Raw genomic sequence first — 26,666 nt, 5'->3', positions numbered from 1 at the left:
ATGCATCCTGCGTTTTCCGTCATCTTCTTCACCACCCTGTCCGGCGCCGGCTACGGCCTGCTCGCGTGGACCGCACTCGCGGCGATGCTGCGCTGGGCTGGCGCGCAATCGCTGCTGGCCTGCGTGGTCCTCGCGCTGGTGCTGGTGACGGTGGGACTGCTCAGTTCCACCGCGCACCTGGGCAAGCCGCAGCGCGCGTGGCGTGCGTTCTCGCAATGGCGCACCTCGTGGCTGTCGCGCGAAGGCGTGCTCGCGCTGGCGACCTACGTGCCGGCGCTGGCGCTGGCCGCACTGGCGGCGGTGACGGTGTTCGCCGCGCACGGCGACGACAGCCTGCCGCGTGGCTGGAGCGGCGCGATCATCGCGACCGGCGTGCTGCTGCTGCTCGGCGCCCTCGCCACCGTGGCGTGCACGGCGATGATCTACGCCTCGCTCAAGCCGATCCCGGCCTGGCGCCATCCGGCGGTGGTACCGGTGTACCTGCTGTTCGCGCTGCTGACCGGCGGCCTGCTGTGCGGCGCCCTGCTCGCCCGCGACGGCATCGGCAATGGCGTGGCGATCGCAGGGATTGCTGCAGCGATCGTCCTGGCCGTGCTGAAGTCGCGCTACTGGCGCGACATCGACACCACGCCGCTGACGGTGACGCGCGCCGATGCGGTCGGCCTGCCGGGCCGCGACGTCAGCGTGTTCGAACGCCCGCACACCGAAGCCAATTACCTCACCCGCGAAATGGGCTTCGTGGTCGCGCGCAAGCATGCGCGGCGGTTGCGGCAGGTCGCGCTGGCGTTGTTCGCCATCCTGCCGGCACTGCTGCTCGTGCCGGTGTGGCTGTTCGTGCACGTCGATGCCGCGCCGTGGCTGCTGGCCGCGGCGCTGAGCGCGCTGATCGGCGCCCTCGTCGAACGCTGGCTGTTCTTCGCGCAGGCGCGGCACCTGGTCACGCTCTATTACTGAGACGCAAGGCTACTGAGACGCAAGGCGTGCCGATGGCGCCTGTATCCTGCGAGCGCACCTCCACTCCGCCGCCGCACTCACGGGTAACTGTCTTGCGTCCTTCCGACATGCCGCAACAACTGAATGCCGTGATCGGCCTGTTGCGCAGCGGCGTGATCGGCGAGGCGCTGCCGCTGGCACAACAACTGGTCGCACGCGCGCCCCAGGACGCCGAAGCGCGGCAACTGCTCGCGCTGTGCCTGGCGCGTTCCGGCAGCGCCGCCGACGCCGAACGCGAATTCGTACAGGCGCTGCAGCTCGCCCCCGCCCATCCCGGCATCCTCGCCAACCTGGCGGTGCTGCTGCGCGGTCAGGGGCGCGTGCAGGAAGCGATTCCGCTATGGCGCCGCGCCCTCGCCGTGCAGCCGAAATTCGTGCAGGCCTGGATCGACCTGGGGGCCGCCGAGTTGTCGCTGGGGCAGCACCAGGCGGCCACGGTCGCGTTCGAACAGGCCCTGGCGCTGCAACCGTCCGCATTGGCCTGGCATTACCTGGGCAACGCGCGGCGCGACGCCGGCGACCTGCCCGCGGCGGAGACCGCGTTCCGCAATGCGGTGGCGCTCGATCCGCGCTCGGCCAGTGCGTGGATCAACCTCGGTGCCGTCCTGCGCCTGCTGGGACGCGCCGACGAAACCATCGCCTGTTACGAGCGCGCCGAAGCCCTGGGCTATCCGGGCGCGGACCTGCGCGACGCATTGGTCGGCGCATTGATCGATGCGGGGCGCATTGCCGACGCGCTGCGCCATGCGCGCCGCCTGGTCGCGGAACAGCCGGGCTTCGCGCCGGGGCATCGCACCCTGGCGGGCGTGCTGTGGGAATACGGCCCGCCCCTGCAGGCGCCCGAAGATCCGTTCGCGCTGTTCGCCGCCGCCGCCGATGCGCAACCCGAAAACCTGGTCCTGCAGTCGGCGCACGTCGCGTTCCTGATCGAGGCGCGCCGGAGCGACGAGGCCCTGGCGCGTTTGCAGGCGTTGCGGCGCCGGGCCGATTCCGCGCTGCTGGTGCGCATGCACGCCGACGCACTCGATCGCAGCGGCCAATCCGGCGAAGCCGCCCCGCTGTATTCCCGCCTGTACGCGGACGGCGATCGCAGCGCAGCCTTCCTCAATGCCTACAGCCGCCATCTGCTGGTGATCGGCGACGCGACGGCGGCGGCTGCACGCGCGAGCGACGTGCTGCAGCAGGATCCCTGGAACCAGCAGGCGCTGGCGTACCTGGCCACCGCATGGCGCCTGCTCGGCGACGAGCGCGAATTCTGGCTGTGCGACTACGGGCGGCTGGTGCAGGCGATCGATGTCGAGGTGCCGCCCGGATTCGGCGATCGCGACGAATTCCTCGTCGCGCTCGCAGCGACACTGGACACCCTGCACCTGGCCGCACGCGAGCCGCTGCCGGAAAGCGTGCGCGGTGGCTCGCAGACACCCGGCCAGTTGTTCGGCCGGCGCGATCCCGTGATCGAGTCGACGCGCCAGGCGTTGCAGCAGGCCGCCGGGCGATGGCTGGCGCAGCTGCCGGCCGATCCGGCGCACCCGTTCCTGCAACGCAACGTCGGGCGCACGCGCTTCGCCGGCTCGTGGTCGGTCAAGCTGTGGCAGGCGGGCCGCCACGCCAACCATATCCATTCGCAGGGATGGATCAGTTCCGCGTTCTACGTACAGTTGCCGCCGTCGATGCGCGACGCGGCGGACGGGGCGGAAGCGGGCTGCATCCAGTTCGGACAGCCGCCGCAGGAGCTGGGACTGCCACTGCCGCCGCGCCGGGTGATCCGGCCGCAGCCCGGCAAGCTGGTCCTGTTTCCGTCCTACCTGTGGCATGGGACCGTGCCCTTCGATGACAGCGAGCCGCGCGTGACGGTCGCGTTCGACCTGGTGCCGTTGCCGCCCGCGCGTTAGCGGGTGGCGCCGACGCGTCGTGCGCCGGTGCGAACGGGTCAGTCCAAGCCGAGCAGGGCGTCGGCCCCTTGCGCGCGCAGCAGGTCGGCGACTTCCAGGCCCAGGCACTCGGGCGCATCGCCGCGACCCTGCGCCTGCGCGCGCACCGCGCGGCCGTCGCCGGCGGAACCGACCAGGCCGTGCAGGTGCAGGTGTTCGCCAGCGAGTTGCGCGTAGGCCGCGACCGGCACGTGGCAGCTGCCGTGCAGCGCGCGGTTCATCGCCCGCTCGGCTTCGACGCAGGTGCGCGTGTCGGCGTGGTCGAGCGTGGCGCACAGCGCGCGCGTGCTGGCGTCGTCGTCGCGGCATTCGATCGCGATGGCGCCCTGCGCCGGCGCCGGCAGCCAGTGCGGCGCATCCATGCGCGAGCGGATGCGCGCCTCGAAGCCGAGGCGCTGCAGGCCCGCGCAGGCGAGCACGATCGCGTCGTATTCGCCGGCATCGAGCTTGCCCAGGCGGGTGTTGACGTTGCCGCGCAGGTCGCGCAGCTGCAGGTCCGGCCGCAGCGCGCGCAGCTGCGCCTGTCGGCGCAGCGACGAGGTGCCGACCACCGCGCCCTGCGGCAATGCGGCGATGTCGTCGTAGGCGTTGCTGACGAAGGCGTCGGCGTGGTCGGCGCGCTGCAGGATTGCCGGCAGGGCAAAGCCGGGCTCCAGTTCCATCGGCACGTCCTTGAGCGAGTGCACCGCGCAGTCGGCTTCGCCGCGCAGCATCGCCAGCTCCAGCTCCTTCAGGAACAGGCCCTTGCCGCCGATCGCGGCGAGCGAGCGGTCGAGGACCTCGTCGCCACGCGTGCTCATCGGCACCAGCACGACCTCGAGACCGGGATGCGCGGCGCGCAGCGCGGCGGCGACGTGTTCGCTCTGCCACAGGGCGAGCGGGCTCTTGCGGGTGGCGATGCGGAGCAGGTTCATGCGCGCATTATCGCCGGTTTGGGCCGCGCCCCAAGGCAATCGGCTGCGGCAAGAAGGCTGTTGCTGCTGCCTTTGCCTGCCCTTGACCTTGCTCCCGGGCCCCGTGCACAGCGGCGGCCGGGACTGACAAGGCCCGCAGGGTGCGCGGCACGGATGCCGCGCATTTTTCGACAGGACAGGGGTGAGGCGGCGCCGCTGTTGTCTTTGCCTGTGTCGTGCCTTTGGCCCTTGATCTTGACTCCGGGCCCAGTGCGCAGCGGCGGTCGGGACGGATCAGGCCCGCAGGGTGCGCGGCAAGGATGCCGCGCATTTTTCGACAGGACAGGATGTCCTGTCTAAAAACCCCGGCCCGACCGCGAACCCGTAGCGAAGCGGAGGGCGCGCAGCCCCGGGGGGCCCTTTCTTTGGTTACCTTTCTTTGGGCAAGAAAAGAAAGTAACTCGCGCCGCAGGCGCGAAAGCCTTGCTCCTGTTTAAAGCTTCAAAAGCAAAGGCTGGATCCCGGCTTTCGCCGGGATGACGAGCTTCAAGGCTTCAAGGCCTCAAGGCAAAGACACCGGATCCCGGCCTTCGCCGGGATGACGAGCAAGGGCAGGCGCAGCCGCCTCAGAGGTGCTTCAACGTATCCCGCAACCCCGCCACGCACCGCCGGCTGACTTCCAGCGGCTGCTTGCCGTGGCGCAGGACCGCCTGCACGTGGCCGTCGGCGCTGCGCTTGAGTTCGATGATCTCGTGCCGCGCGACCAGGCAGTTGCGGTGGATGCGCACGAAACGTTCGCCGAATTCCTCTTCCAGCGACTTCAGCGACTCCTCGATCAGGTCCTCGCCGCGCGCGTGGTGGACGATGACGTACTTCTCTTCCGCATGCAGGTAATGCACGTCCTCGACCGGGATCAGCCGCAGGCTGCCGCGCAGGCGCGCGCACAGGTGGGTGCGGCGCTGCGTCGGCGCGGTGGTGGACGTGGTCGCCTGCACGCGGCCGGCGGCGAAGGTGCGCACGCGGTCGATGGCGGCGGCCAGGCGTTCGGGACGCACGGGCTTGACCAGGTAGTCGATGGCCTCGGCTTCGAACGCCGACAGCGCGTGCGCGTCGTAGGCGGTGCAGAACACCACCGCGGGGCGCGGTTCGAATGCGGCGAGGTGGCGCGCGGCTTCGAGCCCGTCGATGCCGGGCATGGCGATGTCGAGCAGCACCAGGTCCGGATGGTGGGTCGCGCAGGCGTGCAGCGCCTCGTGGCCGTCGGCGGCGTCGGCGACGATCTCCACGCCCTTGATGTCGGCCAGCAGCCCTCGCAGTCGCTCGCGTGCCAGGGGCTCGTCGTCGGCGATGACTACCTTCATGCGTTCCTCTTGCCTGTGCTGTTGCCTGTCGCCGCGGGGCCCGCCGCGCCGGTCGCGACCGGCAGCCGCAGGTCGACCTGATAGTAGCCCTCGTTCCACCCCGCGACCATCCGGGCGCGCGGACCGTAGGTGTAACGCAGGCGCTGGGCGATGCTGAACTGTGCGTGGCGGTTACCCGAGCGCGGCTGGTTGCCGGCGTCGAGCGTCGGCAGGACATCGCCTTCGCGCGGCGGTGGCGCCGGGTTGCGGATGCACACGGCCAGTTCGTCACCCTGCTGGGCGAGCTCCACTTCGATCTCGCCGCCGCCGGGCAGGCGCGAAACGCCGTGCAGCACCGCGTTCTCCAGCAACGGCTGCAGCACCAGGCGCGGCATCGGCATGCGCCACGGCAGCGGTTCGGCCTTGCGCCAGGCTACGCGCAGGCGGTCACGCAGGCGCAGCTGTTCAATCGCGAAGTAGCGCTCGCATAGCTCGATCTCTTCGCGCAGGGTCGAATCCGATTCGCCGGCACCGAGCGCGGCGCGGAACAGGTCGGACAGGTCGAGCACCGCACGCTCGGCCACCACCGGATCGCTGCGCACCAGGCCGGCGATGGTGTTCATGCTGTTGAAGAGGAAGTGCGGCTTGATCCGCGCCTGCAACGCATCGGCCTCGGCGCGCGCGCTCGCGCGCACCTGCGCCGCCCAGCCGTCGTTGACGTAGAGGTAGCGCAGCACCACCGCCACGATCAGCGTGGTGGTCGCGGCCGAGCCCCAGGCGAAGCGGCCCATCGAGACGCCCTGCGGCACCAGGCCGTAGCCGAGGCTGTCGTCGATCACGAAGGCCATCGACGCGCCCAGCGCCGCCATCGCGCCGCTGCCGAACAACGCCAGCGCGGTGCCGACCGGCTGCGACAGTTTCGACAGCCATTGCCGCGACACGCACAGCAGCACCGCGGCGGTGAGCGCCAGCCACAACGAGAAGCCGCTGCCGGTGACGAAGCGCTCCAGGTCCCAATGCGCGCCGCCGGGCGCCAACGCCAGCACCACCACCACCAGCTCGGCCATGCCCAGCATCACCGCCAGGCGCGGCAGCCGGCACAGGTCGGGCAGCCAGGGGTCGCTCGGGGCGCGGGCGGCCATGGGATGCGATCAGCCGGCGTCCGCGGCGGCGAAGCGGCGCCCCAGCCAGTCGCCCAGGTCGCGGATTTCCTCCGCGCAGACCTGGTGCGCCATGGGATAGGCGTGCCAGTCGACGTTGAAGCCGAGCTCGCGCAGGCGGCGCGCGCTGAAATCGCCGCCGGCGTACGGCACCACCGGATCGAACTGGCCATGCGCCATGAACAGCGGTTGCGTCGGCGCCTGCGCGGTGACTTCGGCGGCGAGGCGCTCGGCCATCGGCAGGTAGGTCGACAGCGCAACCACGCCCGCCAGCGGTTGCGTGCGGCGCAGCGCGGTCGCCAGCGCGATGGCGCCGCCCTGCGAGAAGCCGGCCAGCAGCACGCGCGAGGCGGGAATGCCGCGTCCAGCCTCGCGTGCGATCAGCGCCTCGGTCTGCGCGACCGATTCATCGACGCCGGCCTCGTCGGCACGGTTGGCGAGGTTCATGTCGCGGATGTCGTACCAGGCGCGCATGCGCACACCGTTGTTGATCGTCACCGCGCGCACCGGCGCATGCGGGAACACGAAGCGCACCGCCGGCCAGTCGCGTTGCACCAGCTCGGGCACGATCGGGGCGAAGTCGTGGCCATCGGCGCCCAGGCCGTGCAGCCACAGCACGCTCCAGGCCGGCGAAGGCCCGGTTTCGTGTTCGACGGTTTCGAGCAAGGGGGACGCGGATTCGTTCATGCCGGCATTGTGGGGTCGCGCTGCGAGCGAAGCCAAGCCGCCGCACGCCCGCAGGCCCCGCCAGCATTGCAATGGCCAACCGTGGTCACAGCCGAAGCAACCCATCGTGCGACCACCCGCAGTCTCACCACATGAGACCGGCCGGCCGCACTGTGCCGCGATGCACGGCCAGATCCGCCTGAATTTTTCCCGTCCGGGCGATGCCCGCACCGTTCAGGCCGCGCCGGCGGCGCGGCGGGATAATGGCGCGGTGCCGTCCTCCGCCCCGCCCCTGGCAGGTTTCCATCCCGCGGTCGCCGCGTGGTTCGAGCGCGCCTTTCCCGGGCCCACCGAGGCGCAGGCGCTGGCCTGGCCGGCGATCCGCTCCGGCCGCAACACCCTGGTCGCGGCGCCGACCGGCTCGGGCAAGACCCTCACCGCCTTCCTCTCCGCGATCGACGCGCTGGTGCGCGAAGGCCTGGCACAGGGTCTGTCCGACGAAACCCACGTCGTCTACGTCTCGCCGCTGAAGGCGCTGTCCAACGACATCCACCTCAACCTCGAGGCGCCGCTGGAAGGCATCCGCGAGGAACTCGCGCGTCAGGGCCTGCCCGACGTGGAGATCCGCACCGCGGTGCGCACCGGCGACACGCCGCAGGGCGAGCGCGCGCAGCTGCGCAAGAAGCCACCGCACATCCTGGTCACCACGCCCGAATCGCTGTACGTGCTGCTGGGTTCCGATTCCGGCCGCGCGATGCTGGCGAGCGCGCGCACGGTGATCGTCGACGAAATCCACGCGGTCGCCGCGAGCAAGCGCGGCAGCCACCTCGCGCTGTCGCTGGAGCGGCTGGAAGCGCTGTGCGGCCGACGCCTCACCCGCGTCGGCCTGTCGGCGACGCAGAAGCCGATCGACGAAGTCGCGCGCTTCCTCGTCGGCGCCGGCGCCATCGCTGCGAACGGCACGCCGGACTGCGAAATCGTCGACATCGGCTACGCCAAGCAGCGCGACCTCGCGCTGGAAGTGCCGCCCACGCCGCTGCAGGCGGTGATGTCGAACGACCAGTGGGAACAGGTCTACGCGCGCATCGCCGAACTGGTCGAGCAGCATGCGACCACGCTGGTCTTCGTCAACACCCGGCGCATGGCCGAGCGCGCCGCGCGCCACCTCGGCGAGAAGCTCGGCAAGGAACACGTCGCCGCGCACCACGGCAGCCTCGCCAAGGAATTGCGCCTGGACGCCGAGCAGCGGCTGAAAAGCGGCCAGCTCAAGGTGCTGGTCGCGACCGCGTCGCTGGAACTGGGCATCGACATCGGCGACGTCGACCTGGTGTGCCAGCTTGGCTCGCCGCGCGCTATCGCCGCGTTCCTGCAGCGCGTGGGACGCTCCGGCCACCACGTCGGCGGCGTGCCCAAGGGCCGGCTGTTCCCGTCCTCGCGCGACGACCTGGCCGAATGCGCGGCGCTGCTCGACTGCGTGCGCCGCGGCGAACTCGACGCGCTGGTGATGCCGCCGGCGCCGCTGGACGTGCTGGCGCAGCAGATCGTCGCTGAGGCCTGCGCGCGCGAGTGGGAAGAGGACGCGCTGTTTGAGTGGTTCCGCCGCGCCTGGCCGTACGCGCAGCTGCAGCGCAAGGACTTCGACGCGGTGGTGAAGATGCTGTCGGAGGGCTTCACCACCCGCCGCGGCACGCGCGCCGGCTACCTGCACCGCGACGCCGTGCACAAGCGCCTGCGCGGCCGCGCCGGCGGGCGCATGACCGCGGTGATGTCGGGCGGCACCATTCCCGACACCGCCGACTACAACGTCGTCCTCGAGCCGCAGTCGCAGAACATCGGCACGATCAACGAAGACTTCGCCATCGAGAGCATCGCCGGCGACATCTTCCAGCTCGGCAACGCCAGCTACCGCATCCTACGCGTCGAGCCCGGCCGCGTGCGCGTGGAAGACGCGCAGGGCATGCCGCCGAGCATCCCGTTCTGGCTCGGCGAGGCGCCCGGGCGCACCGACGAGTTGTCGCACGGGGTGTCGCGGTTGCGCGCGGAGGTGGCGTCGCGCCTCGCCTTCGCCAGTCCGGACAACGGGACCGCGCAGGTGGCCGAGGCCATCAGCAGCGAAGGCGCGACCGCCAAGGCCGCGCGCTGGCTGGTCGACGACGTCGGCCTCGCCCCCGCGGCCGCGGTGCAACTGGCCGACTACCTCGGCCGCCAGCACGCGTCCTACGGCCTGCTGCCGACCCAGGACACGATCGCGCTGGAGCGCTTCTTCGACGAATCCGGCGGCACCCAGCTGATCATCCATTCGCCCTACGGCAGCCGGCTCAACCGCGCCTGGGGGCTGGCGCTGCGCAAGCGCTTCTGCCGCAAGTTCAATTTCGAACTGCAGGCGGCGGCGACCGAGGACGCAATCGTGCTGTCGCTATCGACCAGCCACAGCTTCCCGCTGATCGAAGTCGCCAACTACCTGCACTCGTCCTCCGCCGAGCATGTGCTGGTCCAGGCCCTGCTCGACGCGCCACTGTTCGGCGTGCGCTGGCGCTGGAACGCGACCACCGCGCTGGCCCTGCCGCGCTTCGTCGGCGGCAAGAAGGTCGCGCCGCAGCTGCAGCGGATGAAATCGGAAGACCTGCTGGCGACGGTGTTCCCCGACCAGGTCGCGTGCCAGGAAAACATCGTCGGCGAGCGCGAGGTGCCCGACCACCCGCTGGTCGCGCAGACGCTGGACGACTGCCTGCACGAGGCGATGGACACCGAGGGCTGGCTGGCCCTGCTGCGGAAAATGGAAAGCGGCGAGGTCAAGGTGGTCGCGCGCGACCTCACCGCGCCGTCGCCGTTCGCCGCCGAGGCGTTGAACGCGCGGCCGTATGCGTTCCTCGACGACGCGCCGCTGGAGGAGCGCCGCACGCAGGCGGTGATGGCGCGCCGCTATGCCGATGCGGACAGTGCCGACGACCTCGGCCGACTCGACCCCGCCGCGATCGAGGACGTGCGCGAACAGGCCTGGCCGCAGGTGCGCAACGCCGACGAGATGCACGACGCGCTGATGGGGCTGGGCTGCGTCACCCAGGACGATGCCGAGGCGCATGCCTGGACGCCATGGTTGCAGCGGCTGGCAAAGGACCATCGCGCCACGCGGCTCGGGATCGGCACGGGGTTGTGGTTCGCCGCCGAACGATTGCTGCAGGCCCACGCCGTGCATCCGGGTGCGGCGCGCGAACCTGTGATCGAGGCACCCGCCGAATTCGCACAGGAAGCCTGGACCCGCGAGGACGCGCTGGTCGAACTGCTGCGCTCGCACCTGACCGGCCTCGGCCCGACACCGGCCGCCGCCCTCGCCGCATCGCTCGCGCTACCGCAATCGGACATCGACTTCGCGCTGGTGCAGCTCGAAACCGAAGGCTACGTGATGCGCGGGCGCTTCTCGCCGCACGCGATCGAGGAGGAATGGTGCGAACGCCACCTGCTCGCGCGCATCCACCGCTACACCATCGGCAAGCTGCGCCGCGAGATCGAGCCGGTCGAGCCGCGCGACTTCATGCGCTTCCTGTGCGATTGGCAGCGCGTGTCGAAATCGGCGCGGGTCAGCGGGCCGGAAGCGCTGGCCGGCGTGCTGGCGCAACTGGAAGGCTTCGAGGCGCCGGCCGGCGCGTGGGAGGCCGAGCTGCTGCCGGCGCGCGTCAACGACTATTCGATCTCGTGGCTGGACGACCTGTGCACCGCCGGCCGCATCGCCTGGGCGCGGTTGCGCGGTGCGAGCGGCGAGGCCAGCGGCAACGGCCGCAGCGCGCCGGTCCGCGCCACCCCGATCGTGCTGCTGCCGCGCCGCCACCTCGGTCACTGGACGCCGCTGACCGCGGGCTCGCTCGACGAAGGCCCGGCGCTGTCCTCGCGCGCGCAGCGCGTGGCCGATTACCTGAAAGAACACGGCGCCTCGTTCTTCGACGAACTGGTCGCCGGTGCGCACCTGCTGCACACCGAGCTGGAAGACGCGCTGGCCGAACTGGTCGCGCGCGGCCGCGTCACCTGCGACAGCTACGCCGGCCTGCGCGCGTTGCTGGTGCCGCAGTCGAAGCGCCCGGCAGCGTTCGGCCGCCGTGGCCGCCGCGCCGCGCTGCTCGGCATCGAGGATGCGGGGCGCTGGACGCTGACGCGGCGCGCCGCAAGCGCGGGAAGCAGCGCGGCCCTCGACGCCGAGAACATCGAACACATCGCCCGCACCCTGCTGCGCCGCTACGGTGTGGTGAGCTGGCGCGTGCTCGAACGCGAGGCGCCGTGGCTGCCGTCGTGGCGCGAACTGCTGCGCGTCTACCACCGCCTCGAAGCGCGCGGCGAGATCCGCGGCGGCCGCTTCATCGCCGGCCTGGCGGGCGAACAGTTCGCCCTGCCCGAAGCGATCGCCGCATTGCGCCAGGTGCGCAAGCGCGCACCCGATGGCGCGTGGCTCGCGCTGTCCGCGCTCGATCCGCTCAACCTGGTCGGCACCGTCGTCGCCGGCGCCAAGGTGCCGCGCCAGCTCGGTGCGCGCGTGCTGTGGCGCGACGGCGTGCCGGTGGCAACCCTGGTCGCCGGCGAGATCGCTTGGCTGGCCGAGCTGCCGGCCGCCGAGCAACGCAGCGCGCACAAGGTGCTGATGCGCGAACCGGAACTGCACGCCGTCGGCCTCGACCTGTCCGGCGGCCTCGCCGCCTGGCTGCACGAGGACGCAGCTGCGAGTGCGAACACTCCGTCCCCCGACGCTAGCCCGTAGCCCGGGTAAGCGCAGCGCACCGCGCCGCGACTATTTCCGGAAAACCGTGCAGTTCAACGCGCCGCCGCGCGCCACGTCATACGGCGTGCGAGTTCTGCCCCGCCAAGCCCGACCCGGGTGCGCTGCGCTTACCCGGGCTACTCGGCTATTCGGCACGGCTGCGGCGAGCTTCGACCCCGGGTGCGGCCTTCGGCCTTACCCGGGCTACGCAAACGTTACGTAACGCCCCATCCGCGCCACATGCGGCAGAATCGCCGGACCTCCCGACGGCGCCGCCCCCATGCGCATCCTCCGCTGCCTCCTCCTGAGCGCGTTGCTGGCCTGCGGTTCGCTGCATGCGGCCGCGCCTGCCACGGAACAACCGGTGCGCGTCTTCGCCGCCGCCAGCCTCACCGACGCGCTCAACGAAGTCGCCTCGCAGTGGAAGCGCGCCGGCCATCCGCAGCCGAGCCTGGCCTTCGGCGCCTCGTCCGCGCTGGCCAAGCAGGTGGAAGCCGGCGCCCCCGCCGACCTCTACGCCTCGGCCGACCTGAAGTGGATGGACTACCTCGACCAGCGTGGCCGCATCGACTCCGCCACACGCGCCAACCTGCTCGGCAACACCCTGGTGCTGATCGCGCCGGCCGGCAAGGCGTTCAAGGCGCGGATGCAACCCGGCTTCGCCATCGCCGCGGCGTTCAAGGGCAAGCTGTGCACCGGCGAACCGGGCGTGGTGCCGGTCGGCATCTACGCCAAGCAGGCGCTGGAGCACCTGCGCTGGTGGCAGCCGCTGCAGGGCCGCATCGTCGGTACCGACGACGTGCGCACGGCGCTGGCCTTCGTCGAACGCGGCGAATGCGGTGCCGGCATCGTCTACGCGACCGACGCGCGCATCAGTGGCGCGGTCGCCACCGTCGCGGCGTTCCCGGCGCAGACGCATGCGCCGATCGTCTATCCGTTCGCGCTGACCCGCGACGCACGCCCGGAAGCGGCGGCCTTCCTGCGCTTCCTGCGTTCGCCGCAGGCCGCGGCGATCTTCCGCCGCCACGGCTTCACCGTGCCGAAGGACTGACGTGACCGCGTGGTTGTCACCGGAGGAAACCCAGGCGCTGTGGCTCTCGGCCAAGGTCGCGCTGTGCGCCACGGCCGTGTGCCTGCCTCCCGCCATCGCCCTGGCCTGGTGGCTGGAACGCCGCCGCTTCCCCGGCCGCTTCCTGATCGATGCGCTGGTGCAGCTGCCGATGGTGCTGCCACCGGTGGTGCCCGGTTACCTGCTGCTGTTGCTGCTGGGCACGCAGGGGCCGCTCGGCCGCTGGCTCGAAGCCACCTTCGGCATCGTCGTCGCCTTCACCTGGAAGGGCGCGGTGCTGGCCTCGGCGGTGATGGCGTTCCCGCTGATGGTGCAGCCGATCCGCCTCGCCTTCCGCCTGATCGACGCGCGCCTGGAACACGCGGCCGCGACGCTGGGCGCGCGGCCGTGGCGCGTGTTCGCGACGATCACCCTGCCGCTCGCCATGCCCGGCCTGATCGCCGGCTGCGTGCTGTGCTTCTCGCGCAGCCTGGGCGAATTCGGCGCGACCATGGCCTTCGTCGGCAACATCCCCGGCGAAACCCGCACGCTGCCGCTGGCGATCTACTCGCTCACCCACGTGCCCGATGGCGAGGCCGGCGCGATGCGCCTGGCCCTGCTGTCGATCGCGCTTGCGGTCGCGGCGCTGCTGGTGAGCCACTGGCTCGGCGCGCGCGCCGAACGGCGCCTGGGCTTCAGCGACCATCGGGCCGCGCATGCTGAGCTTTGACTTCGCCTACGCGCGCGGCAGCTTCCACCTGGATGCGCGCGCCGAACTCGCCGGTGGCGTCACCGGCATCTGCGGGCCGTCGGGTTCGGGCAAGAGCACCTTGCTGCTGCTGATCGCGGGCTTGCTCAAGCCACAGTCCGGCCAGCTGCGCATGGACGACGAGGTGCTGGTCGATCGTGCCCGCCGGGTCTTCGTGCCGGCGTGGCAACGCCATTTCGGCCTGGTGTTCCAGGACGGGCAGCTGTTCCCGCACCTGAGCGTGCGCGACAACCTGCTGTACGGCCACGCCCGCCTGCCGCCCGAGCGGCGCCTGCTCACCTTCGACACGGTGCTGCAGCTGCTGGAGATCGGCCACCTGCTCGAGCGCCGCCCCGCCCTGCTCTCCGGTGGCGAACGCCAGCGCGTGGCGCTGGGCCGCGCGCTGCTGTATTCGCCGCGCCTGCTACTGCTCGACGAACCGCTGTCGTCGCTGGACGAGCGCCTGAAGCAGCAGATCCTGCCGTTCCTGAAGCGGGTGAAGGACGAAACGCGCATCCCGATGCTGTACGTGACCCACGCGCGCGCCGAGGTCGAGTTCCTCGCCGACCGGGTGCTGCTGATGGAACGCGGGCGGTTGGGCGACGAAACCGCCCGAATTCCCGCGAATGCCTGAATTTCGTTGATGTCGTAGCCCGGGTAAGCGCAGCGCACCGCGCCGCGACTGCCTCCGGCAAACCGTGCAGCTCAGCGCGCGGCCGCGCGCCACGTCATACGGCGTGCGGGTTTGCGCCATCAGACCCCGCGTGCCGCCTGCGGCCTTACCCGGGCTGCACAGCTGACGAAAGCAGCCTTGCGCCAGGGCCGTCCGGCCCGCATTTCACAGCCGAACCCGATCCCGACCGCGCGATTGCGGGATAATTGCCGGGTCGCTGCGGAATCCCGCAGCCGTCGCTCCCGCGCACACGACGATGGCCGCGCCGCGTCGTCGTCCGTCGCCCACCGCATCGACTCGAAGCCGCCGCCATGAATACCAACTACCGCAAGCCGCTCCCGGGCACGTCGCTCGATTACTTCGATGCCCGCGCCGCGGTCGAAGCCCTCAAGCCCGGCGCCTGGGACACGCTGCCCTACACCGCGCGCGTGCACGCCGAGAACCTGGTGCGCCGCGCCGAGCCGGCCATGCTCGATGCGTACCTGACCCAGCTGATCGAACGCCGCCGCGACCTCGACTTTCCGTGGTTCCCCGCGCGCGTGGTCTGCCACGACATCCTCGGCCAGACCGCGCTGGTCGACCTCGCCGGCCTGCGCGATGCGATCGCGGACAAGGGCGGCGATCCTGCGCAGATCAATCCGGTGGTGCCGACCCAGCTGATCGTCGACCACTCGCTGGCGGTGGAAGCACCCGGTTTCGACCAGGGCTCCTTCGCGAAGAACCGCGCGATCGAGGACCGCCGCAACGAAGACCGCTTCCACTTCATCAACTGGACGAAGAAGGCGTTCCGCAACGTCGACGTGATCCCGCCGGGCAACGGGATCATGCACCAGATCAATCTGGAGAAGATGTCGCCAGTGATCTTCACCCAGGACGGCGTCGCCTACCCCGATACCTGCGTCGGCACCGACAGCCACACCCCGCACGTCGACGCGCTGGGCGTGATCGCGATCGGCGTCGGCGGTCTGGAAGCCGAGAGCGTGATGCTCGGCCGCGCCTCGTGGATGCGCCTGCCCGACATCATCGGCGTGGAACTCACCGGCAAACCTGCGCCCGGCATCACCGCCACCGACGTCGTGCTGGCGCTGACCGAATTCCTGCGCCAGTCGAAGGTCGTCGGTGCGTATCTGGAATTCCGTGGCGAAGGCGCCGCGGCGCTGACGCTGGGCGACCGCGCGACGATCTCCAACATGGCGCCCGAATACGGCGCGACCGCGGCGATGTTCTTCATCGACGGCAACACCCTCGACTACCTGCGCCTGACCGGCCGCGACGATGCGCAGGTCAAGCTGGTCGAGACCTATGCGAAGCAGACCGGCCTGTGGGCGGATGCGCTGAAGACCGCGCAATACGAACGCACGTTGAGCTTCGATCTGTCGACCGTCGTGCGCAACCTCGCCGGCCCGTCCAATCCGCACAAGCGCCTGCCGACTTCGGCACTGGCCGAACGCGGCATCGCCGACGAAGCCAAGCTGGAGACCGGCAAGGCCGAGGAAGCACAGGGTCTGATGCCCGACGGCGCGGTGATCATCGCCGCGATCACCAGCTGCACCAACACCAGCAACCCGCGCAACGTGATCGCCGCGGGCCTGCTCGCGCGCAATGCCAATGCACGCGGCCTCACCCGCAAGCCGTGGGTGAAGACCTCGCTCGCACCCGGCTCCAAGGCCGTGCAGCTGTATCTGGAAGAAGCCAAGCTGCTGCCGGAACTCGAGCAGCTCGGTTTCGGCATCGTCGGTTTCGCCTGCACCACCTGCAACGGCATGAGCGGCGCGCTGGATCCTGCGATCCAGAAGGAAGTGATCGAGCGCGACCTGTACGCGACCGCGGTGCTGTCTGGCAACCGCAACTTCGACGGCCGCATCCATCCGTATGCGAAGCAGGCCTTCCTCGCCTCGCCCCCGCTGGTCATCGCCTATGCGATCGCCGGCACGGTGCGCTTCGACATCGAGAAGGACGTGCTCGGCGTCGACGCGCAGGGCCATGCGGTCACGCTCAAGGACATCTGGCCGACGGACGAGGAAATCGACGCCGTCGTCGCCGCGAACGTGAAGCCCGAACATTTCCGCCGCGTGTACGACCCGATGTTCAAGTTCAGCGTCGAACACGGCGAGAAGATCAGCCCGCTGTACGACTGGCGCCCGCAATCGACCTACATCCGCCGTCCGCCGTACTGGGAAGGCGCGCTCGCGGGCGAACGCACGCTCAGCGGCATGCGTCCGCTCGCGGTGCTCGGCGACAACATCACCACCGACCACCTGTCGCCGTCGAACGCGATCCTGCTCGACAGTGCCGCCGGCGAATACCTGGCGAAGATGGGCCTGCCGGAAGAAGACTTCAATTCGTACGCCACCCACCGCGGCGACCACCTCACCGCGCAGCGCGCGACGTTCGCCAATCCGAAGCTGCTCAACGAGATGGTGCGCAACGCCGATGGCAGCGTGAAGCAGGGCTCGCTGACGCGCGTCGAACCGGAAGGCCAGGTCACGCGCATGTGGGAAGCGATCGAGGCCTACATGGAACGTCGCCAGCCGCTGATCATCATCGCCGGCGCCGACTACGGCCAGGGCTCCTCGCGCGACTGGGCGGCGAAGGGCGTGCGTCTGGCCGGCGTGGAAGCGATCGCCGCGGAAGGTTTCGAACGGATTCACCGGACCAACCTGATCGGCATGGGCGTGCTGCCGCTGGAATTCCTGCCCGGCACCAACCGCACCACGCTCGGCATCGACGGCACCGAGACCTATGACGTGCTCGGCGCGCGTACGCCGCGCGCGACGCTGACGCTGGTGATCCACCGCAAGAACGGCGAGCGCGTGGAGGTGCCGGTGACCTGCCGCCTCGACACCGCCGAGGAAGTGTCGATCTACGAGGCCGGCGGCGTGCTGCAGCGCTTTGCCAATGACTTCCTGGAGTCGGCGCAGGCGGCCTGATAGCGTCGCCCCGGTGCGGCTCGGGTCGGTTTCAAGCCGGCCCGGTGCCAGCGGGCGGCGGTCGTTGTCGAGACGGTCGTTGTCGAAACTTGAAATTCTCGTTCGTCGTTAACCGGTAAGGCCCCCAAACCCACCGTTGAACAAGGAGTAACGACATGCCCGGAACCGTCACCCTGCACCGCGTCCTCAAGGCCCCCGCCGATCGCGTCTACCGCGCCTTCCTCGATCCCGAGGCGATGGCGAAGTGGCTGCCGCCGCACGGCTTCACCGGCAAGGTCCATGCGATGGATGCGCGCGTCGGCGGCAGTTACCGCATGTCGTTCACCAACTTCGGTACCGGCAGCAGCCATTCGTTCGGTGGCACCTACCTCGAACTCGTGCCGAACGAGAAGCTGCGCTACAACGACCAGTTCGAAAATCCCGGACTGCCCGGCGTGATGGAAGTGACGGTGACGCTGAAGCCGGTGCTGTGCGGCACCGAACTGCACATCGTCCAGCAGGGCATTCCCGACGCGATTCCGGTCGAGTTCTGCTACCTGGGCTGGCAGGAATCGCTGGCCCTGCTCGCGCAGCTGGTCGAACCGAATATCCCCGACAATCCCTGACCCCATCACCGTCATCCCGAGCGTAGCGAAGGACCTGCTTCAGTCGCGAAGAACAGCAGGTCGCTCGCCGCATCGGGAGACGGCAAACACTCAACTCCGAGCACGCCATGACCCACGCCCCGCAACTCCGCATCCCCGCCACCTACATGCGCGGCGGCACCAGCAAGGGCGTGTTCTTCCGCCTGCAGGACCTGCCGCAGGCGGCGCAGGTGGTCGGGCCGGCGCGCGATGCGCTGCTGATGCGCGTGATCGGTTCGCCCGATCCCTACGGCAAGCACACCGACGGCATGGGCGGCGCGACGTCGAGCACCAGCAAGTGCGTGATCATCGCGAAGTCGGACGTGCCCGATCACGACGTCGACTACCTCTACGGCCAGGTCTCGATCGACACCGCCTTCGTCGACTGGAGCGGCAACTGCGGCAACCTGTCTTCCGCGGTCGGCCCGTTCGCGATCGCCAACGGCCTGGTCGATGCGTCGCGCATCCCGCGCGACGGCACCGCGGTCGTGCGCATCTGGCAGGCGAACATCGGCAAGACCATCGTCGCGCACGTGCCGGTCAGCAATGGCGAAGTGCAGGAAACCGGCGATTTCGAGCTCGACGGCGTGACCTTCACGGCCGCGGAGATCCAGCTGGAGTTCCTCGACCCGTCCGATGAAGGCGAAGGCGGCGGCGCGATGTTCCCGACCGGGAACCTCGTCGACGACCTCGAAGTGCCCGGCGTGGGCACGCTCAAGGCCACGCTGATCAATGCCGGCATCCCGACCATTTTCCTTAACGCCGCCGAGCTGGGTTACAGCGGCACCGAACTGCAGCCGGCGATCAACGACGACAAGGCCGCGCTGGCGAAGTTCGAGGCGATCCGGGCGCACGGCGCGGTGCGCATGGGCCTGATCGCGAAGGTCGAAGACGCCGCCACGCGCCAGCACACCCCGAAGGTCGCCTTCGTCGCGCCGGCGCAGGATTACGTCGCCTCCAGCGGCAAGCACATCGCCGCCAGCGAGATCGACCTGCACGTGCGCGCACTGTCGATGGGCAAGCTGCACCACGCGATGATGGGCACGGCCGCGGTCGCCATCGGCACCGCCGCATCGATCCCCGGCACCCTGGTGAACCTCGCCGCCGGCGGCGGAGCCATCACCGACAAGGGCCGCGAAGCAGTGCGCTTCGGCCATCCCTCCGGCACGTTGCGCGTCGGCGCGCAGGCGCAACGCGTCGACGGCCAGTGGACCGTTACCAAGGCGATCATGAGCCGCAGCGCGCGCGTGCTGATGGAAGGCGCGGTGCGCGTGCCGGCCGATTCGTTCTGAAGGAAACTTCCGCGCCGCCAACCTGCTTCATCGCGGGACACTGCATCGCCTAGCGGTGCAGCCACGGAAAAGTAGAGAAGAAGACGAAGAAGTTCGCGCTGCGCGCTCGGTACTGGGCCCACCAGGACTCGAACCTGGAACCAAAGGATTATGAGTCCTCTGCTCTAACCATTGAGCTATAGGCCCGTCGCGGCGCAATTATGGCGGCACTCCGCCGAAAACACGAAGCCCCGCACTTGGCGGGGCTTCGCGTTGCATCGGTGCGGGCGAACTCAGTCGATATCGAGGAACGAACGCAACTGTTCCGAACGGCTCGGGTGGCGCAGCTTGCGCAGCGCCTTCGCTTCGATCTGGCGGATGCGCTCGCGGGTGACGTCGAACTGCTTGCCGACTTCTTCCAGCGTGTGGTCGGTGTTCATATCGATGCCGAAGCGCATGCGCAGCACCTTGGCTTCCCGCGGGGTCAGGCCGGCGAGCACGTCGCGCACGGTTTCCGAGAGGTTGATGTTGGTCGTCGCATCCACCGGGGACTCCACGTTGGTGTCCTCGATGAAGTCGCCCAGGTGCGAATCCTCGTCGTCGCCGATCGGCGTCTCCATGGAGATCGGTTCCTTCGCGATCTTCATGACCTTGCGGATCTTGTCTTCCGGCATGTCCATTTCCTTGGCCAGCTCCTCCGGCGTGGCCTCGCGGCCGTACTGCTGGAGCATCTGGCGGGAAATGCGGTTGAGCTTGTTGATCGTCTCGATCATGTGCACCGGGATACGGATGGTGCGCGCCTGGTCGGCGATCGAGCGGGTGATCGCCTGGCGGATCCACCAGGTCGCATAGGTCGAAAACTTGTAGCCGCGCCGGTATTCGAACTTGTCGACCGCCTTCATCAGGCCGATGTTGCCTTCCTGGATCAGGTCGAGGAACTGCAGGCCGCGATTGGTGTACTTCTTGGCGATGGAGATCACGAGGCGCAGGTTGGCCTCGACCATTTCCTTCTTCGCCTTGCGTGCCTTGGCTTCGCCGTAGGCCATCGCGCGGGTGATGTCCTTGAGGTCGGCCAGGGTCAGGAAGTTCGCGCCTTCGATGGCGATGGTGGCTTCCTGTTCGGAAACGATCTGGTCCTTGACGTCGCGCAGGCCCGACGACCACTTCTGCTTGCGCTTGAGCACTTCATCGACCCAGCCCAGGTTGGTCTGGTTGCCTTCCCAGGCGCGGATGAAGTCCTTGCGCGGCATGCGGGCGACGCGGGTGGACAGATCGAGGATGCGACGCTCGTGGTCCTTGACCTGGTTCTGCACCTCGCGCAGGTTCTTCACCAGCGTGTCGGTCAGGCCGAGCGGCAGCTTGAGGGTGACGAAGACTTCCGCCATTTCCTCGCGCGCCTTGAGCACCGTCTTGTGGGCCGGACCGTGCTTGGCGTAGCCCTTCTCGAAGCGACCCCACGCATCGGCGATCTTCTCCATGCGCGCGGCGACTTCGAGCGGATCCGGACCGGTCGGGCCCTCGTCGGCGGCTTCGTCGTCGCCACCGGCGACTTCGACGTCGTCATCCTCTTCCGCGTCGGCATCGACCTCGGCGGCCGCGGCCGGCACCGGCTCGGGTTCGGGCTCGGCGTCGAGGAAGCCCACCACGATTTCGGCCAGGCGTTTCTTGCCGGTCTTGTGGATCTCGTAGTCGCCGAGGATCTGCTGGATCGTCGCCGGGAACGAGGCGAGCGCGGCCTGCATCTGGTTCAGGCCTTCCTCGATGCGCTTGGCGATGGCGATTTCGCCTTCGCGGGTCAGCAGCTCGACCGTGCCCATCTCGCGCATGTACATGCGCACCGGGTCGGTGGTGCGGCCGCCTTCGCCATCGAGCGAGGTCAGCGCGGCCGCGGCTTCTTCGGCAGCGGTTTCGTCGACATCACGGCCGCCCGGGCTCGCCTCGCCGGCGAGCAGCAGGGTCTCGGCGTCGGGCGCAACTTCGTGCACCTCGATGCCCATGCCGTTGATCATGCCGATGATGTCTTCGATCTGCTCCGCGTCGACCATGTCGTCGGGGAGGTGGTCGTTGACTTCGGCGTAGGTCAGGTAGCCCTGTTCCAGGCCCTTGCTGATCAGCTGCTTGATGTCGGACTGGGGCGCTGGACGTTCGTTGGCCATGAAGTGGACACCGGGAAGGGGTACTAAGGGAACCAAGCATTATACCAGCGGAAGCGGGTACTGCCGGGCGGGTGGCCTGATCCAACGGAGGCGGCCGAGGGACCCCGGGGTGCTTCCGTGGGATGGCGGGCTGGAGCCCGCCCTACGCCTTGAGCAGGAAGGTCACCGGTCCGTCGTTGACCAGGCTGACCACCATATGGGCACCGAACCGCCCGGTTTCCACCCCCGGCGCGTGCTTTTGCCGGCACGTTGCCAGCAGCTGGCTGAACACGGGTTCAGCTGCCTCCGGCGCGGCGGCAGTCTGGAAGCCGGCGCGCATGCCCTTGCGGGTGTCGGCCGCCAGGGTGAACTGGCTGACCAGCAGCAGGCCGCCGCCGGTGTCGGCCAGGCTGAGGTTCATCCGCCCCTGCCCGTCGTCGAAGACGCGGTAGCCCAGCAGGCGTTCGGCCATGCGGGCGACCTGTGCGGCGCCATCGCCGGGCTCGACCCCGACCAGGGCGAGCAGGCCGGGGCCGATGGCGCCGACGGTTTCGCCATCGACGCTGACGCGGGCTTCGGTGACGCGCTGGATCAGGGCAAGCATGCGGTCGGATGCGAAAGGAAGGGACACGAATCCTACGGGCCCGCGCGCGAACGCGACACGCCAACTGCGGGAGCGCGGCACCGCGACGCTACACTCGCGGGCCCATGCATGACCTCATCGCCCGCGTCCTGTACGCCTTCGCTTCGCTGCTCACCCGTCTGCCCTGGCCGTGGTTGCTGCGGCTGGGCGATGCGGCGGCGGCGCTGATGCTGCGGCGTAACACCCGCGAAGCCCGCGTTGCGCGCCGCAACCTCGAACTCATCGAACCCGCGCTGCTCCCCGCGCAACGCGAGGAACTGCAGCAGCGCATCGTGCGCACGACCGCGCGGCAGGCGATCGAGACGCTGCGGCTGTGGACCCGGCCGCACGCCGAGAACCTCGCGCTGATCCGCGAGGAACACGGCGTCGACCGCTTCGACGCGGCGATCCGCGCCGGGCGCGGCGTGATCGTGGCGGCGCCGCATTACGGCAACTGGGAACTGCTCAACCAGTGGCTCGCGGCGCACACGCCGCTGGCGATCCTGTATGCGCCGCCGGAATCCCCGGTCGGCGATGCCTTCCTGCGCCGCGTGCGCGCCGACGACGCCAACGCCGCGCGCGTCACCCAGGTCCGCGCCGAAGGGCCGGGCGTGCGCCAGCTGTTCAAGCTGCTCAAGGACGGCGGCGTGGTGGGCATCCTGCCCGACCAGCAGCCCAAGCAGGGCGATGGCGAGTTCGCCCCCTTCTTCGGCGTACCCGCGTTGACGATGACCCTGCTGGGTCGGCTCGCCCATCGCACCGGCGCGGCGGTGGTGTTCGCCTGGTGCGAGCGCCTCGACAGCGGCCGCGATGGCCAGCCCGCCTTCGCCCTGCACGTGGAAGCCGCGCCGGACGCTGTCGGCGATGCCGATCCGATCGTTGCCGTTACTGCGCTCAATGCCGCGCTCGAACGCATCGCGCGGCGCGATCCGACGCAGTACCAGTGGACGTACAAGCGCTATACGCTGCGGCCGTCGGGCAGCGGCTACGACAATCCGTACCGGGGGATACGCTGAGCATGAACGAGGCAGTCGCAACGATGCCGCCGGCACCGTCGATGGCGGACTGGCAACCACTGCCGGCGCGGGCGCGGGCGCTGTTCGTGCTGTCGCGCATGGGCTTGGCGATTCCGGCGGCGTTCGCGGGATTCGTGCTGGGCACCGCGCTCGACGGGCCCGGCCTGCTCGGCGCGCTCTGCGGCGTGGTGGTGGTCGCGCTCGGCGGGCTATGGCTGGGGCTGCGGCAGTTCCGCCACGTCGCGTGGCGCCTGGACGAGGACGGCATCGCGATCCGGCGCGGACGGATGTTCCAGCGCGAGACGCGCGTGCCGGCGACGCGCGTGCAGCACCTCGACCTCAAGCGCGGCCCGCTGCAGCGCCGCCGTCGGCTGGCGACGCTGGTCGTGCACACCGCCGGCACGCGCCACAGCGCCGTCACCCTGGCGCACCTGGACGAAGGCGACGCCGAACGCCTGCGCGACGTGCTGGGCCGGCAGATCGACCATGACGACGACTGATTCGCCCGTCGTGGAAGCCAGTCCGCAACCAGCGCCCGGGGGCGACGCCATCCGCGTCGACCAGCGCCTGCACCCGATGTCCTGGCTGTTCGTGCTGCTGCAGCAGCTCAAGCAGTTCATCGTGCCGCTGGTCGCGGCGTTCTTCTTCGGCGGCGACCGCAACGAACTGTGGCCGCTCATCGGCGTGGGCGCGCTCGCGCTGACGGCGGTGTGGCGCTACCTCACCTACCGCTACGGCGTCAGCGGCGACGCGCTGGTCGTGCGCAGCGGCCTGCTCGAACGTAGCGTGCGGGTGATCCCGTTCGCGCGGATCCACAACGTGGGCCTGCAGCAGTCGGTGCTGCATCGCCTCTTCGGCGTCGCCGAAGTGCGATTGGAATCCGCGGGCGGGCAGAAACCCGAAGCGGAAATGCGCGTGCTCAAGTTGGCCGATGCACTCGCACTGGAGGCGCTGGTGCGCCGCCGCGGTGCCGCCGTCGAGCCCGCCGCTACCGCCGTGGCGCCGACGCCGCTGCTGGCGCTGCCGCCCGGCGAAGTCGTGCGCCTGGGGCTGGTGTCGAACCGCGGCCTGATCCTCATCGGCGCCGCCGTCGGTGGCCTCTCGCAATTCAGTCCGCGGCTCATGCCCAACCTGATCGAGCACTGGGGCCAATGGGCGCTCGGCTGGGCCAGCGACAACGGCACGCAGCACCCGGTCTCCCTGGCCGTGGCCGGCGTCAGCCTGGTGCTGCTGGTGGTCGCGCTGTTGCGCCTGTTCTCGATCCTGCTGGCGCTGCTGCAGTACTACGGCTTCCGCCTGAGCGAAAGCGGGCGCCGGCTCACGGTGGAACGCGGCCTGCTCGCGCGCTGGCGCACCAGTGCCTCGCGTCGCCGCATCCAGGCCTGGACGCTGCGCGAGACACTGATGCACCGGTTGCTGAAGCGCCGCAGCCTCGACATCGACACCGCCGTCGCCGAACAGCAGAACCAGCCGCGCGCGCTGCGCGAACTCGCGCCGGTGGCCACGCCCGCGGCCTGCGACGCGCTGATCGAACACCTGCTGCCGCGTGCGGCGTGGGCGCAGCTCGACTGGCGTGCGCTGCCCGCGCGTGCGTGGTGGCGGCTGGCCCTGCCCGGCCTGCCGTTCGCGCTCCTGTTCACTGCGATCGCCGCGTGGTGGATCGGCGTCTGGGCGCTGCTCGTGCTGCTGTGGCTGCCGTGGACCGCGTACATCGCCCGGCGCCACGTCCGCGCCGCGGGCTATGCGGTGAACGACGAACTCGTCGCCGTACGCGAAGGCTGGTGGAGCCGGCACTGGCGATTCGCCGAGATCGACAAGCTGCAGGCGCTGCAGCTCACCCGCAATCCGCTCGACCGCCGCTGCGGCACCGCGACCCTGTGGCTGGACACCGCCGGCGCCGGCGCGATGGCGCCACCGCTGCGCGTGCGTTTCCTGCCCGAAGCCGACGCGGTCGCGCTGTACGAACGCTTGTCGCGCACGCTGGCGCGGCGTCCGCTGCGCTGGTGAGCGTGCCGGCTGGGCAGCGGCGTTAGTCAGCGACCCCAGTAACCCAGCTCGCGGCGGATCTGCAGCCCACGCCACAGCGACGCCAGCGGCTTGCGCGCGAGCGTGCCGAGTTCGCCGCGCGCCAGCGCCTGCGTCGCGGCGATCACGCGCTCGGAGGAACGGCCGTCCCGGTACGGATGGATCGCATCGGCATACGCCGCCAGCGCCGCCTGCAACGCGGCATCCGGGGCAAAGGCGCGCTCGAGCATCGCCGCTAATTGCGCCGGATCGATGAAGTCCAGCATGTGCGGCTTGGGCGCGCGGTTGCGGAACGTCACCACCGGCTTGCGCTGAATGACAAATTCCGACACCACCGAAGTGGTATCGGCGACCAGCACGTCCGCGGCGCGCTGCGCGGCGACCAGCTGTTCGGTCTCGATGAAGGCCGCGTTCGCCCCGGCCAGCGCGCGGTAGCGCGCGAACAGTTCGGGCGGGCACTTCGGGTGCAGGGTGAGCAGCCAGTAGCGCTCGCCGCGCGCGACTTCGGCGGCGATCGCGTCGAACAGGTGCGGGGCGGCGCTGAGGCGTTCGGTGAAGGTCGAGGCGAACATCACCACCGACCGCGTGCCCGCGGGCGCGCGCAGCGCGGCGGCCGAACCGTCGTCGTCACGGAACAGCGGGTCGAGCTTGGGCCAGCCGGTTTCGACCACGGCGAAATGGCGCTCGCGCGCCGCCAGTGCGCGGAACGGCGCGGTCGTGGCCGGGCCCTGCGTGCAGTACAGGTCGAACAGGCCGCGCACGCGGAAATGCCCGCGTTCGTCCGAGCGTTTCTCCACGTTGAAACCGTGGAACAGCTGCACCTTCGCCCCGCCCACGAACGTCGGCACCCAGTTCGCCGCGCTGAACACCGCGTGCGGCCGCAGCGCCACCGCTTCGCGCAGGCCGACCATGTGCACCGGCGCCGGCAGCCTCGCGCCGGCGGCGCCATCGACGAACCAGGCGTGCACGCCATGGCCCTGCGCTTGCAGGGCGTGCGCCAGCGGTTGCAGGATGGGCAACGCATAGCGCTCTGTCGCGAACAACAGGTAATCCGCCATCAACGCTTCCTCGCCTGCCTCACCGGACCGTGTCCCGCTATCGGCCTGCATTATCACGTTCAACGAGGCCGACCGCATCGCCGACTGCATCGCGTCGCTGGCGTTCTGCGACGAGATCGTCGTGGTCGACTCGCATTCGACCGATGCGACCGTCGAGATCGCGCAGCGCCTGGGCGCACGCGTGCTGCTGCGGCCGTTCGACGGTTTCCGCAGCCAGAAGCAGTTCGCGGTCGATCAGTGCATGCACGACTGGGTGCTGTGCCTGGACGCCGACGAACGCGTCGATGCCACGCTGCGCGGCGCGATCGAGGCCGAACGTGGCCGCGGTTTCGGCGACGCCGCCGGCTTCCGCTTCGCCCGCCTGAGCGAGTACTTCGGCAAGTTCCTGCGCCACGGTAATGCCTATCCCGATCGCGTGCTGCGTCTGTTCGACCGCCGCCGCGGCGGCTGGCGCGGCACGCGCGAGGTCCACGAAGCGGCGAGCGTCGATGGCGCGGTGCGCACGCTGCGCGGCGACCTCGTCCACCACCCGTACCGCTCGCTCGAGCAGCAACTGCAGAAGACCCAGCGCTACGCGCGGATGATGGCGCAGCACGATTTCGCCCGCGGCAAGCGCGCGACGCTGGGCAAGCTGATCGTATCGCCGGCGTGGCGCTTCTGGCGCGGCTACCTGCTGCGCGGCGGCTTCCGCGATGGCTGGCACGGCCTGGTCTACGCCTACGTGCGCGCCAACTACGTGCGGCAGAAGACCATCATGCTGTGGCTCCTGCAGAACGGGCAGGCGCCGTAG

At 70.0% G+C, this 26,666-nt stretch carries 20 protein-coding genes and 1 tRNA gene; 13 read left to right on the top strand and 8 right to left on the bottom strand.

All coding sequences use genetic code 11. The features are described 5' to 3' along the window. Window positions 1-954: a dimethyl sulfoxide reductase anchor subunit family protein gene (locus H8B22_RS08990; protein WP_187711106.1), complete on the top strand. Its 954-nt coding sequence runs from the start codon at window positions 1-3 to the stop codon at window positions 952-954. Between the two features lie 107 nt (window positions 955-1,061). Beyond that, complete coding sequence (locus H8B22_RS08985) at window positions 1,062-2,885, top strand: tetratricopeptide repeat protein (protein WP_187711105.1); 1,824 nt, start codon at window positions 1,062-1,064, stop codon at window positions 2,883-2,885. A 38-nt stretch (window positions 2,886-2,923) separates the two neighbouring features. On the opposite strand, the gene hemC is transcribed toward H8B22_RS08985, so the two are convergent. The 4 genes from hemC to H8B22_RS08965 all read right to left on the bottom strand — a co-directional run bounded on the left by hemC (window position 2,924) and on the right by H8B22_RS08965 (window position 7,004). Further along, complete coding sequence (gene hemC, locus H8B22_RS08980) at window positions 2,924-3,838, bottom strand: hydroxymethylbilane synthase (protein ID WP_187711104.1); 915 nt, start codon at window positions 3,836-3,838, stop codon at window positions 2,924-2,926. Window positions 3,839-4,443: 605 nt separating this feature from the next. Then, window positions 4,444-5,178 carry a LytR/AlgR family response regulator transcription factor gene (locus H8B22_RS08975; protein WP_187711103.1) on the bottom strand — a complete coding sequence of 245 codons (735 nt, stop codon included), beginning with the start codon at window positions 5,176-5,178 and terminating at the stop codon, window positions 4,444-4,446. After that, on the bottom strand, window positions 5,175-6,299 hold the full coding sequence (locus H8B22_RS08970) for a sensor histidine kinase (protein ID WP_187711102.1): 1,125 nt from the start codon (window positions 6,297-6,299) through the stop codon (window positions 5,175-5,177). Before H8B22_RS08970 ends, H8B22_RS08975 begins: the two co-directional genes overlap by 4 nt. 9 nt (window positions 6,300-6,308) lie before the next feature. Continuing rightward, window positions 6,309-7,004, bottom strand: coding sequence for an alpha/beta hydrolase (locus tag H8B22_RS08965; protein WP_187711101.1), 696 nt, complete (start codon window positions 7,002-7,004; stop codon window positions 6,309-6,311). Between the two features lie 250 nt (window positions 7,005-7,254). Between H8B22_RS08965 and H8B22_RS08960 the strand changes: the two genes are divergently transcribed. The 7 genes from H8B22_RS08960 to prpF all read left to right on the top strand — a co-directional run bounded on the left by H8B22_RS08960 (window position 7,255) and on the right by prpF (window position 19,041). After that, on the top strand, window positions 7,255-11,727 hold the full coding sequence (locus tag H8B22_RS08960) for a DEAD/DEAH box helicase (RefSeq protein WP_225876175.1): 4,473 nt from the start codon (window positions 7,255-7,257) through the stop codon (window positions 11,725-11,727). 280 nt (window positions 11,728-12,007) lie between these two features. Further along, window positions 12,008-12,778: a molybdate ABC transporter substrate-binding protein gene (gene modA / locus H8B22_RS08955; protein ID WP_187711099.1), complete on the top strand. Its 771-nt coding sequence runs from the start codon at window positions 12,008-12,010 to the stop codon at window positions 12,776-12,778. A 1-nt stretch (window position 12,779) separates the two neighbouring features. Then, window positions 12,780-13,505 carry a molybdate ABC transporter permease subunit gene (gene modB / locus H8B22_RS08950; RefSeq protein ID WP_225876174.1) on the top strand — a complete coding sequence of 242 codons (726 nt, stop codon included), beginning with the start codon at window positions 12,780-12,782 and terminating at the stop codon, window positions 13,503-13,505. Next, window positions 13,492-14,157: a molybdenum ABC transporter ATP-binding protein gene (gene modC / locus H8B22_RS08945; RefSeq protein WP_187711098.1), complete on the top strand. Its 666-nt coding sequence runs from the start codon at window positions 13,492-13,494 to the stop codon at window positions 14,155-14,157. The genes modB and modC overlap by 14 nt, the downstream gene beginning before the upstream one ends. Before the next feature lie 350 nt (window positions 14,158-14,507). Then, window positions 14,508-17,126, top strand: coding sequence for a Fe/S-dependent 2-methylisocitrate dehydratase AcnD (gene acnD / locus H8B22_RS08940; RefSeq protein WP_187711097.1), 2,619 nt, complete (start codon window positions 14,508-14,510; stop codon window positions 17,124-17,126). Between the two features lie 155 nt (window positions 17,127-17,281). Then, on the top strand, window positions 17,282-17,731 hold the full coding sequence (locus tag H8B22_RS08935) for an SRPBCC family protein (RefSeq protein WP_187711096.1): 450 nt from the start codon (window positions 17,282-17,284) through the stop codon (window positions 17,729-17,731). A gap of 107 nt (window positions 17,732-17,838) precedes the next feature. Then, window positions 17,839-19,041 carry a 2-methylaconitate cis-trans isomerase PrpF gene (gene prpF, locus H8B22_RS08930; protein ID WP_187711095.1) on the top strand — a complete coding sequence of 401 codons (1,203 nt, stop codon included), beginning with the start codon at window positions 17,839-17,841 and terminating at the stop codon, window positions 19,039-19,041. Window positions 19,042-19,154: 113 nt separating this feature from the next. Here prpF and H8B22_RS08925 read toward each other — a convergent pair. The 3 genes from H8B22_RS08925 to dtd form a co-directional block, all read right to left on the bottom strand. Continuing rightward, window positions 19,155-19,227: transfer RNA gene (locus H8B22_RS08925), tRNA-Ile, on the bottom strand. A gap of 86 nt (window positions 19,228-19,313) precedes the next feature. Next, complete coding sequence (gene rpoD, locus H8B22_RS08920; protein WP_187711094.1) at window positions 19,314-21,176, bottom strand: RNA polymerase sigma factor RpoD; 1,863 nt, start codon at window positions 21,174-21,176, stop codon at window positions 19,314-19,316. 142 nt (window positions 21,177-21,318) lie between these two features. Then, entirely contained in the window at window positions 21,319-21,759 is a 441-nt protein-coding gene (gene dtd / locus H8B22_RS08915) for a D-aminoacyl-tRNA deacylase (RefSeq protein ID WP_187711093.1), read from the bottom strand. A 104-nt stretch (window positions 21,760-21,863) separates the two neighbouring features. Here dtd and H8B22_RS08910 point away from each other — a divergent pair, with 104 nt between their 5' ends. The 3 genes from H8B22_RS08910 (at window position 21,864) to H8B22_RS08900 (ending at window position 24,800) form a co-directional block, all read left to right on the top strand. After that, window positions 21,864-22,793, top strand: a complete 930-nt coding sequence (locus H8B22_RS08910) for a lauroyl acyltransferase (RefSeq protein WP_187711092.1) — start codon at window positions 21,864-21,866, stop codon at window positions 22,791-22,793. A 2-nt stretch (window positions 22,794-22,795) separates the two neighbouring features. Next, window positions 22,796-23,293, top strand: a complete 498-nt coding sequence (locus H8B22_RS08905; RefSeq protein WP_187711091.1) for a PH domain-containing protein — start codon at window positions 22,796-22,798, stop codon at window positions 23,291-23,293. A 76-nt stretch (window positions 23,294-23,369) separates the two neighbouring features. Next, window positions 23,370-24,800, top strand: coding sequence for a PH domain-containing protein (locus H8B22_RS08900; protein ID WP_225876337.1), 1,431 nt, complete (start codon window positions 23,370-23,372; stop codon window positions 24,798-24,800). Window positions 24,801-24,826: 26 nt separating this feature from the next. Here the strand turns inward: H8B22_RS08900 and H8B22_RS08895 are convergent, their stop codons facing one another. Next, a complete protein-coding gene (locus H8B22_RS08895; RefSeq protein ID WP_187713595.1) occupies window positions 24,827-25,879 on the bottom strand; it encodes a CDP-glycerol glycerophosphotransferase family protein in 1,053 nt (350 codons plus the stop codon). On the opposite strand from H8B22_RS08895, the gene H8B22_RS08890 reads away from it, so the two are divergent. Beyond that, window positions 25,875-26,666 (top strand): glycosyltransferase family 2 protein, encoded by a 792-nt coding sequence (locus tag H8B22_RS08890; protein WP_187713594.1) that lies wholly within the window; start codon window positions 25,875-25,877, stop codon window positions 26,664-26,666. The two genes, H8B22_RS08895 and H8B22_RS08890, sit on opposite strands and share 5 nt — an antisense overlap.

Source organism: Lysobacter terrestris, from assembly GCF_014489475.1.
In the GTDB taxonomy this organism is placed as follows: domain Bacteria; phylum Pseudomonadota; class Gammaproteobacteria; order Xanthomonadales; family Xanthomonadaceae; genus Agrilutibacter; species Agrilutibacter terrestris.
The sequence above is the reverse complement of the archived record's forward strand: the minus strand, read 5'-3'. Positions and strand labels throughout refer to the sequence as shown.

Coding starts and splice junctions, on each gene's coding strand:
- H8B22_RS08990 (WP_187711106.1), top strand. CDS start 1: ATGCATCCTGCGTTTTCCGTCATCTTCTTCACCACCCTGTCCGGCGCC.
- H8B22_RS08985 (WP_187711105.1), top strand. CDS start 1,062: ATGCCGCAACAACTGAATGCCGTGATCGGCCTGTTGCGCAGCGGCGTG.
- hemC (WP_187711104.1), bottom strand. CDS start 3,838: ATGAACCTGCTCCGCATCGCCACCCGCAAGAGCCCGCTCGCCCTGTGG.
- H8B22_RS08975 (WP_187711103.1), bottom strand. CDS start 5,178: ATGAAGGTAGTCATCGCCGACGACGAGCCCCTGGCACGCGAGCGACTG.
- H8B22_RS08970 (WP_187711102.1), bottom strand. CDS start 6,299: ATGGCCGCCCGCGCCCCGAGCGACCCCTGGCTGCCCGACCTGTGCCGG.
- H8B22_RS08965 (WP_187711101.1), bottom strand. CDS start 7,004: ATGAACGAATCCGCGTCCCCCTTGCTCGAAACCGTCGAACACGAAACC.
- modA (WP_187711099.1), top strand. CDS start 12,008: ATGCGCATCCTCCGCTGCCTCCTCCTGAGCGCGTTGCTGGCCTGCGGT.
- modC (WP_187711098.1), top strand. CDS start 13,492: ATGCTGAGCTTTGACTTCGCCTACGCGCGCGGCAGCTTCCACCTGGAT.
- acnD (WP_187711097.1), top strand. CDS start 14,508: ATGAATACCAACTACCGCAAGCCGCTCCCGGGCACGTCGCTCGATTAC.
- H8B22_RS08935 (WP_187711096.1), top strand. CDS start 17,282: ATGCCCGGAACCGTCACCCTGCACCGCGTCCTCAAGGCCCCCGCCGAT.
- prpF (WP_187711095.1), top strand. CDS start 17,839: ATGACCCACGCCCCGCAACTCCGCATCCCCGCCACCTACATGCGCGGC.
- rpoD (WP_187711094.1), bottom strand. CDS start 21,176: ATGGCCAACGAACGTCCAGCGCCCCAGTCCGACATCAAGCAGCTGATC.
- dtd (WP_187711093.1), bottom strand. CDS start 21,759: ATGCTTGCCCTGATCCAGCGCGTCACCGAAGCCCGCGTCAGCGTCGAT.
- H8B22_RS08910 (WP_187711092.1), top strand. CDS start 21,864: ATGCATGACCTCATCGCCCGCGTCCTGTACGCCTTCGCTTCGCTGCTC.
- H8B22_RS08905 (WP_187711091.1), top strand. CDS start 22,796: ATGAACGAGGCAGTCGCAACGATGCCGCCGGCACCGTCGATGGCGGAC.
- H8B22_RS08900 (WP_225876337.1), top strand. CDS start 23,370: ATGTCCTGGCTGTTCGTGCTGCTGCAGCAGCTCAAGCAGTTCATCGTG.